The sequence below is a fragment of the Caldibacillus debilis DSM 16016 genome (assembly GCF_000383875.1).
In the GTDB taxonomy this organism is placed as follows: Bacteria; Bacillota; Bacilli; order Bacillales; family Caldibacillaceae; genus Caldibacillus; species Caldibacillus debilis.
Window position 1 is genome coordinate 47,405 of sequence record NZ_KB912902.1, and the last position, 14,974, is coordinate 62,378.

19 protein-coding genes are annotated in these 14,974 nt (G+C 53.7%); 3 read left to right on the forward strand and 16 right to left on the reverse strand.

Annotation, left to right across the window (positions count from 1 at the left end):
• Positions 1-7: 7 nt before the first annotated feature.
• Genes A3EQ_RS0113125 through A3EQ_RS0113135 form a run of 3 tightly spaced genes read right to left on the reverse strand, consistent with a single transcriptional unit; the run spans position 8 to position 3,127 of the window.
• Entirely contained in the window at positions 8-1,540 is a 1,533-nt protein-coding gene (locus A3EQ_RS0113125; RefSeq protein WP_020155629.1) for an acyl-CoA carboxylase subunit beta, read from the reverse strand.
• A 20-nt stretch (positions 1,541-1,560) separates the two neighbouring features.
• Entirely contained in the window at positions 1,561-1,779 is a 219-nt protein-coding gene (locus A3EQ_RS0113130; protein WP_020155630.1) for an acetyl-CoA carboxylase biotin carboxyl carrier protein subunit, read from the reverse strand.
• Entirely contained in the window at positions 1,766-3,127 is a 1,362-nt protein-coding gene (locus A3EQ_RS0113135) for an acetyl-CoA carboxylase biotin carboxylase subunit (protein ID WP_040369473.1), read from the reverse strand. Before A3EQ_RS0113135 ends, A3EQ_RS0113130 begins: the two co-directional genes overlap by 14 nt.
• Positions 3,128-3,306: 179 nt before the next feature.
• On the opposite strand from A3EQ_RS0113135, the gene A3EQ_RS0113140 reads away from it, so the two are divergent.
• Positions 3,307-3,777, forward strand: a complete 471-nt coding sequence (locus A3EQ_RS0113140) for an N-acetyltransferase (protein ID WP_020155632.1) — start codon at positions 3,307-3,309, stop codon at positions 3,775-3,777.
• An 82-nt stretch (positions 3,778-3,859) separates the two neighbouring features.
• Here the strand turns inward: A3EQ_RS0113140 and A3EQ_RS0113145 are convergent, their stop codons facing one another.
• The 3 genes from A3EQ_RS0113145 to A3EQ_RS0113160 form a co-directional block, all read right to left on the reverse strand.
• On the reverse strand, positions 3,860-4,426 hold the full coding sequence (locus A3EQ_RS0113145; protein WP_020155633.1) for an RsfA family transcriptional regulator: 567 nt from the start codon (positions 4,424-4,426) through the stop codon (positions 3,860-3,862).
• Positions 4,427-4,742: 316 nt separating this feature from the next.
• On the reverse strand, positions 4,743-4,916 hold the full coding sequence (gene rpmF, locus A3EQ_RS0113155) for a 50S ribosomal protein L32 (protein ID WP_020155635.1): 174 nt from the start codon (positions 4,914-4,916) through the stop codon (positions 4,743-4,745).
• Between the two features lie 31 nt (positions 4,917-4,947).
• A complete protein-coding gene (locus A3EQ_RS0113160; RefSeq protein ID WP_020155636.1) occupies positions 4,948-5,472 on the reverse strand; it encodes a YceD family protein in 525 nt (174 codons plus the stop codon).
• A gap of 138 nt (positions 5,473-5,610) precedes the next feature.
• Here A3EQ_RS0113160 and A3EQ_RS0113170 point away from each other — a divergent pair, with 138 nt between their 5' ends.
• Positions 5,611-6,825 carry a nucleotidyltransferase gene (locus A3EQ_RS0113170; RefSeq protein WP_020155638.1) on the forward strand — a complete coding sequence of 405 codons (1,215 nt, stop codon included), beginning with the start codon at positions 5,611-5,613 and terminating at the stop codon, positions 6,823-6,825.
• A gap of 52 nt (positions 6,826-6,877) precedes the next feature.
• Here A3EQ_RS0113170 and A3EQ_RS0113175 read toward each other — a convergent pair whose 3' ends face one another.
• Both A3EQ_RS0113175 and A3EQ_RS0113180 read right to left on the reverse strand, forming a co-directional pair.
• The gene (locus A3EQ_RS0113175) at positions 6,878-7,894 is read right to left on the reverse strand and encodes a SepM family pheromone-processing serine protease (RefSeq protein WP_020155639.1); all 1,017 of its coding nucleotides are present in this window, start codon (positions 7,892-7,894) and stop codon (positions 6,878-6,880) included.
• Entirely contained in the window at positions 7,891-8,679 is a 789-nt protein-coding gene (locus A3EQ_RS0113180) for a patatin-like phospholipase family protein (protein WP_020155640.1), read from the reverse strand. Before A3EQ_RS0113180 ends, A3EQ_RS0113175 begins: the two co-directional genes overlap by 4 nt.
• A gap of 148 nt (positions 8,680-8,827) precedes the next feature.
• Here A3EQ_RS0113180 and ylbJ point away from each other — a divergent pair, with 148 nt between their 5' ends.
• Positions 8,828-10,015, forward strand: a complete 1,188-nt coding sequence (gene ylbJ, locus A3EQ_RS0113185; protein ID WP_020155641.1) for a sporulation integral membrane protein YlbJ — start codon at positions 8,828-8,830, stop codon at positions 10,013-10,015.
• Positions 10,016-10,037: 22 nt separating this feature from the next.
• Here the strand turns inward: ylbJ and coaD are convergent, their stop codons facing one another.
• The 8 genes from coaD to A3EQ_RS0113230 form a co-directional block, all read right to left on the reverse strand.
• Complete coding sequence (gene coaD / locus A3EQ_RS0113190; RefSeq protein ID WP_020155642.1) at positions 10,038-10,523, reverse strand: pantetheine-phosphate adenylyltransferase; 486 nt, start codon at positions 10,521-10,523, stop codon at positions 10,038-10,040.
• Positions 10,489-11,085: a 16S rRNA (guanine(966)-N(2))-methyltransferase RsmD gene (gene rsmD, locus A3EQ_RS0113195; protein ID WP_020155643.1), complete on the reverse strand. Its 597-nt coding sequence runs from the start codon at positions 11,083-11,085 to the stop codon at positions 10,489-10,491. Before rsmD ends, coaD begins: the two co-directional genes overlap by 35 nt.
• A 296-nt stretch (positions 11,086-11,381) precedes the next feature.
• Positions 11,382-11,660: a YlbG family protein gene (locus A3EQ_RS0113200; protein ID WP_020155644.1), complete on the reverse strand. Its 279-nt coding sequence runs from the start codon at positions 11,658-11,660 to the stop codon at positions 11,382-11,384.
• Between the two features lie 25 nt (positions 11,661-11,685).
• Positions 11,686-12,132 (reverse strand): YlbF family regulator, encoded by a 447-nt coding sequence (locus tag A3EQ_RS0113205; protein WP_020155645.1) that lies wholly within the window; start codon positions 12,130-12,132, stop codon positions 11,686-11,688.
• 605 nt (positions 12,133-12,737) lie between these two features.
• Positions 12,738-12,896, reverse strand: coding sequence for a hypothetical protein (locus tag A3EQ_RS22550; RefSeq protein WP_020155647.1), 159 nt, complete (start codon positions 12,894-12,896; stop codon positions 12,738-12,740).
• Positions 12,897-13,084: 188 nt separating this feature from the next.
• Positions 13,085-13,342, reverse strand: coding sequence for a YlbE-like family protein (locus A3EQ_RS21105; RefSeq protein WP_020155648.1), 258 nt, complete (start codon positions 13,340-13,342; stop codon positions 13,085-13,087).
• Positions 13,343-13,362: 20 nt separating this feature from the next.
• Entirely contained in the window at positions 13,363-13,734 is a 372-nt protein-coding gene (ylbD, locus tag A3EQ_RS0113225; protein ID WP_020155649.1) for a spore coat protein YlbD, read from the reverse strand.
• Between the two features lie 77 nt (positions 13,735-13,811).
• A complete protein-coding gene (locus A3EQ_RS0113230) occupies positions 13,812-14,834 on the reverse strand; it encodes a CAP domain-containing protein (RefSeq protein WP_456059061.1) in 1,023 nt (340 codons plus the stop codon).
• Between the last annotated feature and the right edge of the window lie 140 nt (positions 14,835-14,974).

The following is a 14,974-nucleotide window of genomic DNA, read 5'->3' on the forward strand; positions in this document are numbered from 1 at the left end:
TCCACCATTATACAGGATAAACCGGATTTTTTCTCTCGCTGAAGGCGATATTCTTGGATTCATAAAACTGTAAACGTTCCGCCAATACCCGGCGCAAGCCGTTTGCCGGGACGATTTCATCGACGATCAATTCGGAGGCGACGCGGTAAATGTCGATCGCCTCCCGGTATTCGTTTTCCTTTTCCCGGATAAACGCCTTGCGTTCGTCCGCATCTTCGATCTCCTGAATCTTGTTGGCATACACCGCATTGACCGCCGCTTCCGGGCCCATGACGGCGATCTGGGCCGTCGGAAGGGCGAGGCAGAGATCGGGTTCAAAAGCCGGCCCCGCCATGGCGTACAGTCCGGCGCCGTACGCCTTCCGGACGATGACGGATATCTTCGGGACGGTGGCGGAACTGACGGCGGCGATCATTTTCGCCCCGTGGCGGATAATCCCTTCCCGTTCCACCTTCGTCCCGATCATAAAGCCCGGAACGTCCGCCAAGAACAGCAACGGGATGGAAAAGGCGTCGCAAAGAAAAATGAACCGGGCCGCCTTATCCGCCGAATTGACGAAAAGAACCCCCCCTTTGACCTTCGGCTGGTTGGCGACGATGCCGACCGCCCTCCCGCCGATCCGGGCCAGACCGGTAATGATTTCGGGGGCGTACAACTTTTTGATTTCAAAAAAGCTGCCTTCATCGATGATCCCGTCGATCAGTTCATACATATCAAAAGGCAGGTTTTGATTTTCCGGAATCAGCTTTTCCAGGTCGGCCCCCTTTTTCTCCGGTTTTCCGGGAAGTTTATCCGGCTTTTCCCGGTAATTTTGCGGAAAATAGGATAGGTACCTCTTCGCCGCTTCGATCGCCTCTTCCTCGTCCTTCGCCAAATAGTCTCCGCATCCGCTCACCGTGCAGTGCATCCTCGCCCCGCCCATCTCCTCGAGGGAAACCTTCTCGCCGATCACCTTCTCGGCCATCCGCGGCGAGCCCAAATACATGGAGGCGTTTTTATCGACCATGATGACGATGTCGCAAAAGGCGGGGATATAGGCGCCGCCGGCGGCGGACGGTCCGAACAGGATGCAGACTTGGGGGACCATCCCGGACATTTTGACCTGGTTGTAAAAAATTTTGCCGGCTCCCCGGCGGTTCGGAAACATTTCCAACTGGTCGGTAATCCGCGCCCCGGCGGAATCGACGAGGTAGAACATCGGCACTTTCAGCTTCATGGCCGTCTCCTGGATGCGGATGATCTTTTCCACCGTCTTCGCGCCCCAGGAACCCGCCTTGACCGTCGAATCATTGGCCATGACGCAAACGGTCCTCCCGGAAATCTTCCCGAGGGCGGTCACCACCCCGTCCGCGGGGAGATCCGCTTTCGTACAATTGGCAAACATCCCGTCTTCCTGGTAATCCCCGCCGTCGAAAAGGAGTTTCAACCGGTCGCGGACGAACAGTTTGCGGTTTTCCTTTAATTTTTCATGATATTTCGGATGGCCGCCCCGGCAAATCCTTTCCCGGTATGCTTCCAACCTTCCCGTTCCCTTTTCCATCTTCCATCCCCTTTCCGCGTTTACAACGATTCGAGGGTTACCAAAACATCCCCTTCATTGACGAAATCGCCCGCCCGGACGTGAATTTCCTTAACGGTCCCTTCCGCATCGCTTTCCACCGGGATCTCCATCTTCATCGATTCCAGCACGGCAACGGCCTGCCCCCTTTTCACTTCTTCCCCCACGGATACCAAGATTTGAAAAACGGTGCCGGCCATCGACGCCTCAATTTTTTTCATCCCCTTTTCCTCCCTTTTCCCTTTGATATTCCTGCACCAGATCGGTGAAATATTTCCCTTCGGCGAATGGCGGGTAGGCAATCAGGCCTCGGAGCAAAGGAATATTGGTTTTGATCCCTTCGATTTCCGTCTCGGCAAAATATTTCTCCGCGCGCGCCAAACAATCTTCCCGGGTCTTTCCGTGGAAGACGCACTTGGCGATCAACGGGTCATAAAAGGGGCTGACCCGGTTTCCTGCTTCGTAGCCCGCATCGGTCCGGACATCGTCCCCCCTTCCCCAGGCCAGCTTTTCGATGACGCCCGGCGACGGATAAAAATTGTCCGGATCTTCGGCGTAAATCCGGAATTCGACGGCATGGCCCCGGTGAACGATCGCCTGTTGCGGTTTCGGCAGCGGCTTGCCCGATGCGAGAAGGACTTGCCATTCGACAAAATCGATCCCGGTCACGGCTTCCGTCACCGGATGTTCCACCTGGAGGCGGGTGTTCATTTCCAAAAAATAGAAATTTTCCGCTTCGTCGACGATGAACTCTACCGTCCCGACGTTTTCATAGGAAACCGCGCGGGCGGCCCGCAGGGCGGCCTCATACATCCTTTCCCGGGTGTTACGGCTTAATAAAGGGGAGTGGGTTTCCTCGATCACCTTTTGGTTTCTCCTTTGCGCGGAACAGTCCCTTTCAAAAAGGTGGACGAGGTTCCCGCGGGCGTCGCCGGCCACCTGGATTTCCACATGCCGCGCCCGCCCGATGAATTTCTCCACATAGATCCCGCCGGAACGGAAATAGGCCTTCGCCCGGGATTGAACCCCTTGGAACGAACGGTAAACCTCCTCTTCCGTCCGGCACAGGGCCATGCCGATCCCCCCTCCTCCGCCGCTCGCCTTCAACATGACGGGAAAGCCGATTTCCCGGGCCGCCTCCGCCGCTTCCTCCGCCGTTCCCACTTCCGGACTGCCGGGAACGACGGCCACTCCGGCGCGGGCCATCGCTTGCCGCGCCGCCAATTTATCGCCCATCAAGGCGATCGTATCCGGTTTCGGACCGATAAACACCATGCCCGCTTCCATGACCCGGCGGGCGAAGCCGGCGTCTTCCGACAAAAACCCGTAGCCGGGATGGATCCCGTCGACCCCGTTTTTTTTGGCAATCTCCAACAGGCGGTCCTGATTCATATAGGACTCCCGGACCGGACCCTTGCCTATGCAAAAGGCGTGATCCGCTTCCCGGACAAAGGGCAAAGGTTCATCCGGTTCGGAATAAACCGCCACCGTCCCGATCCCCATTTTTTTCAAGGTCCGGATCACCCTTAAGGCAATTTCCCCCCGGTTTGCGACCAGAATCTTTTCCATCCCCTTCTCCCTTTCAAAAAAAATCAGTCGGCCATTGTTTACATTCGACTTCTTTCCCCGGATTCCTTCTCTTTTCTGCAAACGTTTTCTTTTTTTGCGGTAAATTCTTGGTTTTTTTATTATATAATGAAAGTATAGATCAATCAGACATCTTTACGGCAAACAAAGGGGGAGTAGGCATGGAGGTAAAAGTAGAAAGATTGAAGGTGAACTATAAAACGTTGGAAGAGTTTAAACAGTTTAAAGAATACGGGCTGCAGGAGCTGTCCATGCTGGAGGATCTGCAGGGAAACATCATCGAAAACGACAGCGAATCCCCTTTTTACGGAATCTATTACGGGGGAAAATTGGTGGCCCGGATGAGCCTGTATAAAATCGATAAGAAATACGACCAGTATTTTGATCCGCCGCAGGACTATCTGGAATTGTGGAAACTGGAGGTCTTGCCCGACTATCAAAGAAAGGGGTTCGGCACCGCCCTCGTCAATTTCGCGAAAAGCTTCAACATGCCGATCAAAACGAACGCAAGGATGAAATCGAAGGAATTCTGGATCAAGAACGGGTTCGTTCCCGTCCGCTACAACGTGGAACGGGATTTGGGAGAAAACCCGCTGATCTGGCATCCGGAAGGGATCCGTTTGAAAGAATGAAACGGCACCGAACGGTCCGTCCCGGGGCGTGCTGATGAGCGGACGGATACATGCGGGGTCAGTCCTTCAGGCTGACCTTTTTTCAGGGAAGTCCGCCGTCCGCATCTTCCTTTTTTTCCTCCGGCCCGTCGTTCCTGGTCTCCTTTTTTTCGGTCATCTTTCTCGCCTTTTCCATGATCGCCAGCAGCGCCAGGTAGTCCTGGCTGATCATCCTGTTTTCCCGTTCCAACGACTCGATCCTCTTTTCCAGCTCCTTTACCTTTTCATTCTCCTGCTCCATCTGTTGGACATACCCGTCGACTTTCGTCAAATAGGTCTTCAGCTGTTCCAGGCAGACGATGAATTGGTCCAGCGCCTGAACATCCGGTGCCGGAAACGGGCCTGGTTTCGCCGGCTGATTTTTCTTCGTTCCGGACGCCTTCTTCAATGCCTTCCGCTGCTTTTTCGCCCATTCGATCTCGTTTTTATATCGTTTCCGCAGCGCGGAATTCCAGCGGAAACCGCAGGCGGCCGGCGTCCGGCTGAGTTTTTTCCCGACTTCGGCAAATGCCTGCAATTGGGTGCTTCCCTCCCGGATATGCTTTAAAACCGTTTCGGCCAATAAGGAATCTTCTTCGTTTGTCCATGCATCTTGACGGACTGCAGCCATACCGTTCCCTCCTAGCGCATTTTGTATTAAATATATGCGCCTGATAGAAACGATAGACTTCCCGCCCGCCCTTTGCCGCTGATATTTTCCCGCCGCGGGATGCCCACGGCCTTCAGGCGAAGAAAAGAATTCTGCAGACCAATTCGGCAAATCCGGTCCCTTTCTCCCCCCATCCAAGCGATGAAAGGGATTGCTTTGCGGCTGATATTTTCCCTGCCGAGAGGCCGCCACATTAGGCATTTTTCTTTTCCCGGCCAAAAATTTTCGCCCCCTCGCGGCGAAGACGCCTGCAAGGGGGCGATGTTCAAGTCCGATATTATTTGCTGATGACTTCTCTTCCTTTATAGGTTCCGCAATTTTTGCAGACGCGGTGGGCGAGTTTCATCTCCCCACAGTTCGGGCATTCGACCAAGCCGGGAACCTGCAGTTTATAATGGGTGCGGCGAAGCCGTTTTCTCGCCTTTGAAGTTCTTCGGAAAGGTACTGCCATCATTTCCACCTCCTTAACGGGCCGGGAGCGGTCAATCTTTCTTTTCCAGCAATTGGGTCAGTTTTAGGAGCCGGGGATCGATCTTCTTCTTTTCTTCCCCCTCTCCGATAAATTCCCAATCCTTTCCCGACCGCAGCATGTTTTGTTCCGCATTTTCACTGTATACTTGCATGGGAATTTCCAACAATACCAATTCCTGAACGACCGGCGTCAAGTCGATGGCGTTTCCTTCGACCACGTGGATCTCTTCGTCGGCCATCGCTTCCTTTTCCATGTCTTCCTTTTCCAGGAAGATCTCCGTCGAATGGATGTCCAGCGGGAAACGGACATCCGCAAGCGTCAAGGCGCAAGGCAAAATCAGTTCGCCGGTGATGTGCAGGTGAAAGGTGATTTTTTTCGGGCCGATTTCGGCGGAACCTTTGACATGGATCGGCGAAATATCCCGGATCTCGGGATCCGCATCTTTCAGCTGCGACAGATCCACCGTTTCCTCAAATTCAAAGGTTTGATTCCGGTAGGTTCGCAAACGGGAGATTAGCCATTTCAATGCCTTCACCTCAAGACAACAAAAGTAATTATAACGGTCATCCCTTTTTTTGTCAATATATTTCGCTTTACACTTTCCTTTGCTATGATATATATATTCTCACCCTTTGAAATCCTTTGATGCATTCCTTTTCCCGGGAGGTTACCGATGATCAGCGCGGGAATTGTCGTCGAATATAACCCTTTTCACAACGGCCATCTCCACCATTTGAACGAGACGAAAAAGCGGACGGACGCCGACGTGGTCATCGCCGTGATGAGCGGCAATTTTTTGCAGCGGGGCGAGCCGGCCATCGTATCCAAATTCGCAAGGACGAAAATGGCCCTTCAGGCAGGCTGCGATATCGTCGTGGAGCTCCCCTACGCGTTCGCCGTTCAACAGGCGGAGATCTTCGCCGACGGGGCCGTCCGGATCTTGGCCTCCCTCGGCTGCCGGTATCTCTGCTTCGGCAGCGAATCGGGGGATATCAACGCCTTTCTCGACACCTTCCATTGGCTGGAACGGCAAAAGGGGCGGTTCGACGAAATCCTGAAAGAAAAGATGCGGCTCGGGTTCAGCTATCCGAAGGCGGCCGCCCTGGCATATTCGGAGATGGAAGGGGATGGGGCCCTCCTCGACCTTTCCCAGCCGAACAATATTCTCGGCTATCAATATGTGAAGGCGATCAAGGACCGCCAGTTGGACATCATCCCCTTGACGATCCCGAGGATAAAGGCCGGCTACCACGATCCGGAATTCAGCTCCGACACGATCGCCAGCGCCACCAGCATCCGGAAGGCGATCTTTTCCGAAAAGGGGGATCTGGAACCGTTAAAAAGATACATGCCGGAGTCCAGTTTTGAAGAACTGCTCCGGTTTAAAAGGGAATACGGGGCGTGGCAAAACTGGGAAAATTACTGGCCCTTCCTGAAATACCGGATCATCCAGTCGAGCCCCGGCGAGTTGAGGGAGATTTACGACATGGAAGAAGGCATCGAATACCGGGTCCGGGAAGCGGCTTTCCGGGCGGACAGCTTCCAGTCCTTCATGGAAAAATTAAAGACGAAAAGGTACACATGGACGAGGCTGCAGCGCCTGAGCACCCATATCCTGATGAACGCGAAAAAGGAAGAGATGAAAACCTATTGCCAGAAACCCGAATATGCCCGTCTTCTCGGCTTCAGCAAAAGGGGCCGGCAATATCTAAACCGGATGAAGGAAGAATTGGCGATCTCCCTCATCGCAAAGGCATCTTCCCGCGACGGCGGCGCCTTCGAGCTGGATAAAAGGGCGGGATATATTTATTCCTTCGGTTTTCCGCCGTCCGTCCGGCAGCGGGTGCTGGAAGAGGAATACAAGCGGCCGCCGGTGATGGCGGAATAATTCCCGCACAAATGGGGAAACGGGAAAGATCCCGCGCCGTGAGGAGAACGGGCTATTTTTCCGGCAGGGATTCGAGATAGGCCAAAGCGTCGGAAAGGGTGTCCACCGGAACGATCTTCATCTTCGAACCGATCCTCTTTGCCGTTTCCACCGCCATTTGATAGTCGGAGTCTCTTTTCCCGTTTTCGTTCGGGGCAAAAAAGATTTCCGCGCCTTCTTTGTCGGCGGCGACCACTTTCTGGTCGACGCCGCCGATCGGCCCGACCTTCCCGTCACTTTCTATCGTTCCCGTCCCCGCGATCCGGTATCCCTTGGTCAAATCCCCCTTCGTCAGCTGGTTGTAGATTTCCAAGGTAAACATGAGCCCCGCCGACGGGCCCCCGATTTCTTCCGTATCGATCGTTACCTTCCGCTTCGTTTTTACCTCTTTATCCTCCACCAGCGTAATCCCGATCCCGGGCTTATTCAGTTCCGGGATCCTCCGGACGAGGATTTTTTTCCGGTGCTCTTTCCCCTTGCGGAGGAAGGTGACGGTGATTTTGTCGCCTTCTTTTTTGCTTTGCACGTAGGAAATAAACCGGTCCGAAGAATCGAAGGTTTTCCCGTCGACGGCAATGATGCGGTCGCCGGCTTGCAGTACCCCCTCCGCGGGCATTCCTTTTACAACCCCCAAAACGTACACGCCCTTATGGCGGACCTCATAGCTTTCCCCCGCCGCCTTGAAAGCAGCCTGGATGGCGTTTTCCTTCGATTCCTCCATGTAATAAAGCTGCCGGACGTTGTATTCCTCGTCCGTTTCATTTTCCAGACGGACCGAATCGAGGGGAAGGATTTCGGAATAATCTTGAAATTTTGCCATCAGGTAGGTGATGATCGTCGCCCTTCCCATGCGGACCGTCGTCAAGAAAAATTTCCCTTCCGCCCGGTCCCCGTTTTCCACATGGACGACCGAATCCAATTCTTTCGCCATGCCCGGCCGGGTTACGTAATAGGGCAGGGGGAAAAAAGCGGCAAACAGCACAACGGCAGCCGCAAGAAGAAGGGGAACGCGCATGCGCTTTTTTCTCAAGTGATCGATTCCCTCCGCTCTTGAATCAGTTTTTGGATGCGGGGCATTTGTTTTCTGGCGGCCGCTTCCCCGGCGGAAATGATGGCCTCCACATCGGTAAAGGCGTAGGAGCTGAATTTGTCCACTTCCGGATGAATCATCAGATCCGCCAGCAGTTTCCGGTTTTCCGTAAGCTCCGCCTGCATGATGTCCAGGCTTTGGAAAAACACGTCGTAGATGGAATGGATCCGGGCGTTTTTGGTGAATCCGGATATGTTGACCCCGATGACAATATCCGCGCCCATCTCCTTTACCGCCGAAACGGGAATCCGGTCGGTCACCCCTCCGTCGACCAAAAGCCTTCCCCGGTACTCGGCGGGAACAAATACCCCTGGAATGGAAATGCTTGCCCGGACCGCTTCGGCGACGGGACCTTCGCGGAAGACGACCCTTTCCCCGGTATGAAGATCCGTTGCCACAATGGCCAGCGGAACGGACAAATCTTCAATGTTTTTGTGAAAAGTGAAGATCCGGATCATTTCCAAAATCCGGTTTCCGGCGATAAAACCGAGTTTGGGCCGGGTGAAATCAAGAAAATATTTTCTTTTTACCGCTACCGCTATTTTATAAAGTTTATCGATGCTTTGTCCAGCGCTGACGAGGGCCGCCACCAAAGCGCCGATGCTGGATCCCGCCAAATAATCGATCGGGATGTTTTCCTCCTGAAAAACTTTGATCACGCCAAGGTGGGCCAGCCCCCGGGCTCCGCCCGAACCGAGCGCCAAACCGATCGTCGGCCTGTCCAACGCCGTCACCCCTTCTCCTGCTTTTCGCCTATACTTATGGATCCGGCCGGCCGATTATGACAGGATGATTTTCTTCTTCTTTTTTCCGGCTTGTCTTCATAGATTGGATAAAGAACGCGGTCAGAATGCCATTTCGGAGGGAAGCTGCATGGGTGCGTTGATGAAATCGGTCTTGCTCGCCTTTCTCGCAATCGTCCTGGCCTTGGGCCTGATCCTGTTCCCGGAGGAAGCTTTCCAGGCGTCGCTGAAAGGGCTCGATACCTGGTGGCGGGTGGTGTTTCCGTCCCTGCTTCCCTTTTTTATCATCTCCGAATTGCTGATCGGTTTCGGGGTCGTCCATTTTCTCGGGATTCTGCTGGAGCCGTTGATGCGGCCCCTGTTTCGGGTTCCCGGGATCGGAGGCTTCGTGTGGGCGATGGGGATGGCTTCGGGGAATCCCGCGGGGCCGAAGCTGGCCGCCCGCATGCGGGAGGAAAGGGCCATTTCACGCATGGAGGCGGAAAGGCTCGCCGCCTTTACCAGTTCGGCGAACCCGCTTTTTATTTTCGGGGCGGTTGCCGTCGGTTTTTTTCACAATCCCCGCCTGGGCGTGCTGCTCGCCGCCGCCCATTACGGAGCGAATATTGCCGTCGGCCTGATTATGAGGTACTACGGGACGTGGGAAAAGGGGGAAAAAAAGGGCCGCCCCCTCACCGCCAAAAATCCGTTCCGGTTCCTTCATGAGAAAAGGATCGAGGACGGAAGGCCCCTCGGCCGGCTCTTGGGGGATGCGGTCGTTCAATCGGTGCAATCCTTGCTGATGATCGGCGGTTTCATCATCTTTTTTTCCGTAATCAACCGGCTTTTGACCGTCACCCATATCAGCGGCTGGGCGGCGAAAATCGCGGGAACTGTCTTCCCTCTCCTTTCCTTGGATGAGGATCTGTCCGAACCGTTTATTTCCGGGCTGTTCGAGATGACGATCGGCATTCAGGGAATCAGCGAAAAAGCGGCTCCGCTGCTGGACCAGGCCGTCGTAGCCAGCTTCCTTTTGGCCTTCGGCGGATTCAGCATCCAAGCCCAGGTTTCCAGCATCCTGGCCCGGTCGGACATCCGCTTTCTTCCCTTTTTCTGCGCCCGCCTTTTGCAAGGGATTCTCGCCTCATGGCTTACCGTCCTCCTTTGGAGGCCGGTGTACGAAGAAGCATCGGCCATCCCGGCCGTCGCCCGTCCCTTCGCCGAAGAGCAGGCAAGATGGGGGCATTTCCTTTCCGAAATCGGCCCGCCGGTCACGATCATCGCCCTGTCGGTCTACACCTTCGTCTTTCTGAAGCGATCGGTCCGGACAAACGATTGACGCAAAACTGCGGGTTTGCCAATTACTGTTTCCCGAATTTTTCCTTTAACGCCCGTTCCACGGAAGGCGGCACGAGATCCGAGATGTCCCCGTTATATTTCGCCACTTCCTTCACGATGCTGGAACTTAAAAAGGAATATTCTTTCTTCGTCATAATAAAAAAGGTGTCCACCTCTTCATTCAGTTTTTTGTTCATCGCGGTAATCCGCATTTCATATTCGAAATCGGAAACGGCCCGAAGGCCCCTTAAAATCACTTGGGCGTTCACCTTTTTGGCATAATCCACCAACAGGCCGTTGTATGCATCGACGTGGACGTTGCCGATCTCCTTCGTCGCGTCCTTGATCAGCTCAAGCCGCTCTTCGACGGAAAACAAGGCCTTTTTCGCCGAATTGTTCAAGACGCAGACGTAGATCTTATCAAAGATCCTTGCCCCTCTTTTAATAATGTCCACATGGCCGTTCGTAATCGGGTCAAAACTGCCCGGACAGACGGCAATCCGTTCCATCTTGCGCCCCTCCCATCTTGATATAAACGGAAACCGCGGTGATGCCGTATTCCCCGTGCTTGAAGCGGATCAAATCCCCGCATTTTTCCGGCAAAGGGAGTTCCCGATTGTGCTCGCAGACGAGAACCCCTTCTTCCGCAAGCGTCCCGTGTTGATCCGCCCAGGCCATGACCTCCCGGTACACGTTCATTTGATAAGGCGGATCGCACCAGATGACTTGAAAGGAAAGTTTCCTGCGGGCGATCGAGGCCAACGCCCGTTTCCAGTCGGTTTTAAACACTTCCGCCTGCTGAGCGAGATCACAAAGTTCCAGATTTCGTTTGATCGTCTGAACCGCGCTCCGGTCATGGTCGACAAAAATGACCTTGTCCAATCCGCGGCTCAGCCCCTCTATTCCCAGGGCGCCGCTTCCGGCAAACAAATCCAGGCCCATTCCCCCGGAAAAATACGGGCCGATCATGTTAAAGATGGCCTCCTTCACCCTGTCGGCGGTCGGCCGCGTGTTCCAGCCGGGAACGGCGTGCAATTTTCTTCCCTTTTTCGAACCGGATATGACTCTCACGGGTCCACCTCTTCACGTTATGCACATTTAGTTTACAAGTTTTGCTATTTTCATGCAAGGGCCATCATTTTTTGTCATCCGCCATGTATAGTCCGAAAGAAATTGGCCATAATGGAAAATGACAACATCCTTTGCGGATGTTGTTGCCAACCGCGGAGAAGACTTAACGATCCCCATAAGTTCTTCCTCCGGTTTCTCCTCTCCCTTTGCCTTCGGGCTCATCGGCCTGAAGGGACCCTGCAGCGAAATGCAGGGTTTATTTTTTTGATCAAAAAAAGAGGGAATGGCCTTCCCTCTTACGATTCCAATTTATAATCGTATTCCTTCGCCTTGTCTGGCTTCGAATTTTCAAATTCCGTCCGCAAAAAGGGCTTGAAGGACAATTCCACCTTTTTCACGAAGGGAAGAGACTGGATTTTGCGCATCGTCTCTTCCGCCCGGTCCGCATCACAGTACAAGACCACGTATTTGAGCCTCTTGGAGACATAATGGATATTGCCGAATTTTCGCAACATCCTCGCGTTTTTCGTGGACTGCACCCAAACGATGATTCCTTGTCTTTGTCCAAACAGCATAGGCATTACCCCAAACGCTATAGAATTATACAGCCCGGGAACAGCCGCAGCTTCCCCCGATGGAGCAGCCGGTTTTTCCGGCCGTTTCAAAAAAGGGGTTCCCCGTGGAAACCTTCACATTTTCGCTGACGGCCCTCCCGATCATCACCGAGATTTGGTCCAGCAGATCCTGCAGTTCGTTTTCCGCCCTTTTAAACCGGGCGACATTTTCGTCCAGGTCCATCTCCCTTTTCGCCTGGCGAAGTTCCGCCATGACCTGTTTATAATCGGGATGGTACCTGCCGAAACGCTGCACCTCTTCGTACCGTTCCTTCATCCTGGCAAAGCGCCGGATGCGGGACTGGGTATTCGGATCGGTTTTCATTCTATAGTAACACTCGCGGTATTTGTCGGCCAGTTCGCTGTCTAGGATCATTCGCGCCAACTGCTCTGCGGCATCGAGAATCTCCACTTTTTCGATCGTGGCTATCAAAAAACCCACCTCCAATTTTTATCATACCACATTTCTTGAATATGTAGAACGAATGCGCCTGCTGTCCCGGGGCAGCCGCCAGAAGCGACGGCGGGCAATTGTTCGGAGACGGCCGCTTTTTCCGGGATGGCGGTTCTGTCATGCCGGGCAAAATTTCCCCTTCGGACAAAAAATTAGGATGGTGGGCCCACCGTTGAAAATGCCGGACAGCCCCTCGGGCGCCGGATGATGTTCTTCAAATTGCGGACGGGCCGATCGGGGTTTGTCCCTTTGCCAAACAAGGGAAGCTTTGGCTTGGCTTTCGAACAACCAAATCTTAAAGGAAAGGCCGGATCTTGCCGGGATGCCGGACCTTCCGGCCCCGGGCCCGTCGGAAAACCTGGCGGAGGCGCGGGCCCGAAGGATGGCGGAATGGCCGCCGGGAAAAGGGAGGCCGGACTCGTCCGCCCTTTCTGGATAATTCCCTCCAAAATCTTGCGGCGGCGATAGGCGGCCTCCGATCCCTTTTTCGGGGACGCCATTTTCCAATAAGGATAAGAACCGCAGCCGTCCCTGTTCCCGCCTTTTTTCGGGAGGCCCCCTCCGCCCGCTCTTCGGCCCCGGCATTATTCGGCTTCATGGAAGGTGTGAGCCGGCTTGGCGGGCTGGTTTTCCATCTGAATCGGGTCGATTTCCATCCGGTTGTTCCTTTCCGATTCCGGTTCGGGGGACTTTCCCGCGCAGGCGGAAAGCAAAAGGAGAACGATCAGCAGCATCTGTTTCATGGAACCGCTCCTTTCGGAAAAACGACCTTTCTTTCCTTATTGTTCCCGCCGGATCCCTGAAATACACGAAGGAGCGGCCGTTTCCCGGGAATTTGGCCCGGAAGGCCAAAAAAAATTCCCCCTTTATCGGGGAAATGAAGCCCGTTCCGCCGGTTTCCGGCCCTTTTCCTGCGCGGCTAAAAAACCGATCAGCGCGGTTCCTGCCCTTTTCCGCCGGCGTCCGTCGGCCAAAAAAGGGCGAACATCATTTGCGCCATTTGCAGGCCGTTGGAAAATTGAAAGATTTTTTCCGGCCAGGACATCCGGGAAAAACGGCCGGCTTCCCTTTTGAAATTTTCAAATTCCAGCGGATCCCGGGAGAGGCGGCGGTACCAGGACGGATTCCGGCGGATGAAGAGATGGAGCCGCTCATCGGAACGGATGATGGACATCAAGGTTTGCCTCATAAAGGATTGCCTCCGGCGTCTCAATCTTTGCGGAAGGAGAAGGGACGGTTTTTCCCTTCCCCTTGCCCGGGCTGGCCTTCAGATTGCAGAAAGCCTTGGATCAATTCCAGCGTTTCGCTGACCTTTCCGATGTAGCCCTGGATTTGATCAACGTCCATTTTCTTCAGTTTTTCCAAATAAGGCTGGAGGAAATCCAGCTTTAATTCCTTTCCCCCTTTTTGATTGTAATCCGCATTCTGCCAGAAATCATCGTCTTCCCCCAAAATGGTCCAATCTTCATAGACTTTTTGCCAAGTCGTTTTTCCGCTCCGCACCTGCTCGATCAAATGGGGGTGATCTTTCACAAACTGTTTGAACCGCTTCACGGACGGGTGCAATTTTTTCTCGGCCAACTCTTCTTCACCTCGAAAGTTTTTTCACCCCTACATTATGTCGGCGCGGAGAAAAAGGAAACCCGGGGTAGCGGCTCCTACTCCCAAGTTCGTCGGATAAAATTTTCCGTATAATATTTTTGGTAGACGCCGACCCCGAGATGGGTAAACTCCTCATCCAGCATCGTCTCCCTGTGGCTTTTGCTGTTGAGCCATCCGGCCACGACGGCGATGCTGTCGCTGTATTGGTAGGCGATGTTTTCGCCGGCTTTTTCATAGTAAACCCCGTTGGCCTTCAACCGGTCGGCCAGCGTTCCGTACCCTTTCGATTCATGGGAAAAGGTTTCCGTTTCGAACATGTCTTTGCTGTGATTGAGGGCCACCTCCGCGACCTTGTCGTCCCAGGCTAAAGGAGACAGCTGGTGGGATGAACGGATCAGATTGGTCAAATCGAAAATCTGCCGCTCCGTCCCCTTTTCCGCCTTCAGCCTATCCTCTTCGGAGAGTTCTTCCGGTTCCACCAGTNTCCCCACATACGTCAAGTCATACGGTTTCATTTCCAGCAGCGTCCTTTTGTCCATGAAGCGGATGAACAGGAGTTTCCCGGTAAACTTGTCCAGGTACAGCTGGGCGTAAATATCCCCGAGGGGAACCAGGGGACGGTAATTCAAATCCTCTTCGAGGATCTCAAAACGGTAGATCCCGCCTTCATAGCGGATCTCCACTTCCGGTTCCATATCCACCTTCTGGTAGATGCTTTGCAGCTTTTCGCCGATCCGGAACGGTTCCGCCTTGATTTCCTTTCCGGCCAGGGCGATGGTGACAATCCGTCCGTCCTTCACCCCGACTTGCATATATTTATCGTCCTGGGGATGATAGATCCACCAGTCATACCCGTAAAAGGATGGTTCGATGCGGTCGGGGATGCCGTAGGTTTGCTGCAGTTTGTCCACGGATTGGCCGATATAAACGGAGATTCCGTCGGAGGGCCGTTCCGACTTTTTTTTCTCCTTCACATCTTCCCGGTTCAAACTATGATCTTCCGTCGGATCCGTTCGCTTATCGATCAACACGTCTTCTTTGTCCCTGGAATAGATGATGTTGAAGGCGATGCTCAACACGAATATGACCGTCAGAGCGATGAGCAACTTCAATAAACTTTTCAGCGGAATCCCCCCACATTTCCGGTTGGTAAAGGTATATGCCGGTTTTTCGCAGAAATAGAACAGCGGGATGATGCAGGTTCCAGAAAAAAGTATTC

What these genes read in the sequence shown, in the direction of transcription:
- A3EQ_RS0113125 (WP_020155629.1), bottom strand. Translation starts at nt 1,540, where the DNA reads ATGGAAAAGGGAACGGGAAGGTTGGAAGCATACCGGGAAAGGATTTGC.
- A3EQ_RS0113130 (WP_020155630.1), bottom strand. Translation starts at nt 1,779, where the DNA reads ATGAAAAAAATTGAGGCGTCGATGGCCGGCACCGTTTTTCAAATCTTG.
- A3EQ_RS0113135 (WP_040369473.1), bottom strand. Translation starts at nt 3,127, where the DNA reads ATGGAAAAGATTCTGGTCGCAAACCGGGGGGAAATTGCCTTAAGGGTG.
- A3EQ_RS0113140 (WP_020155632.1), top strand. Translation starts at nt 3,307, where the DNA reads ATGGAGGTAAAAGTAGAAAGATTGAAGGTGAACTATAAAACGTTGGAA.
- A3EQ_RS0113145 (WP_020155633.1), bottom strand. Translation starts at nt 4,426, where the DNA reads ATGGCTGCAGTCCGTCAAGATGCATGGACAAACGAAGAAGATTCCTTA.
- rpmF (WP_020155635.1), bottom strand. Translation starts at nt 4,916, where the DNA reads ATGGCAGTACCTTTCCGAAGAACTTCAAAGGCGAGAAAACGGCTTCGC.
- A3EQ_RS0113170 (WP_020155638.1), top strand. Translation starts at nt 5,611, where the DNA reads ATGATCAGCGCGGGAATTGTCGTCGAATATAACCCTTTTCACAACGGC.
- ylbJ (WP_020155641.1), top strand. Translation starts at nt 8,828, where the DNA reads ATGGGTGCGTTGATGAAATCGGTCTTGCTCGCCTTTCTCGCAATCGTC.
- coaD (WP_020155642.1), bottom strand. Translation starts at nt 10,523, where the DNA reads ATGGAACGGATTGCCGTCTGTCCGGGCAGTTTTGACCCGATTACGAAC.
- A3EQ_RS0113200 (WP_020155644.1), bottom strand. Translation starts at nt 11,660, where the DNA reads ATGCTGTTTGGACAAAGACAAGGAATCATCGTTTGGGTGCAGTCCACG.
- A3EQ_RS22550 (WP_020155647.1), bottom strand. Translation starts at nt 12,896, where the DNA reads ATGAAACAGATGCTGCTGATCGTTCTCCTTTTGCTTTCCGCCTGCGCG.
- A3EQ_RS21105 (WP_020155648.1), bottom strand. Translation starts at nt 13,342, where the DNA reads ATGAGGCAAACCTTGATGTCCATCATCCGTTCCGATGAGCGGCTCCAT.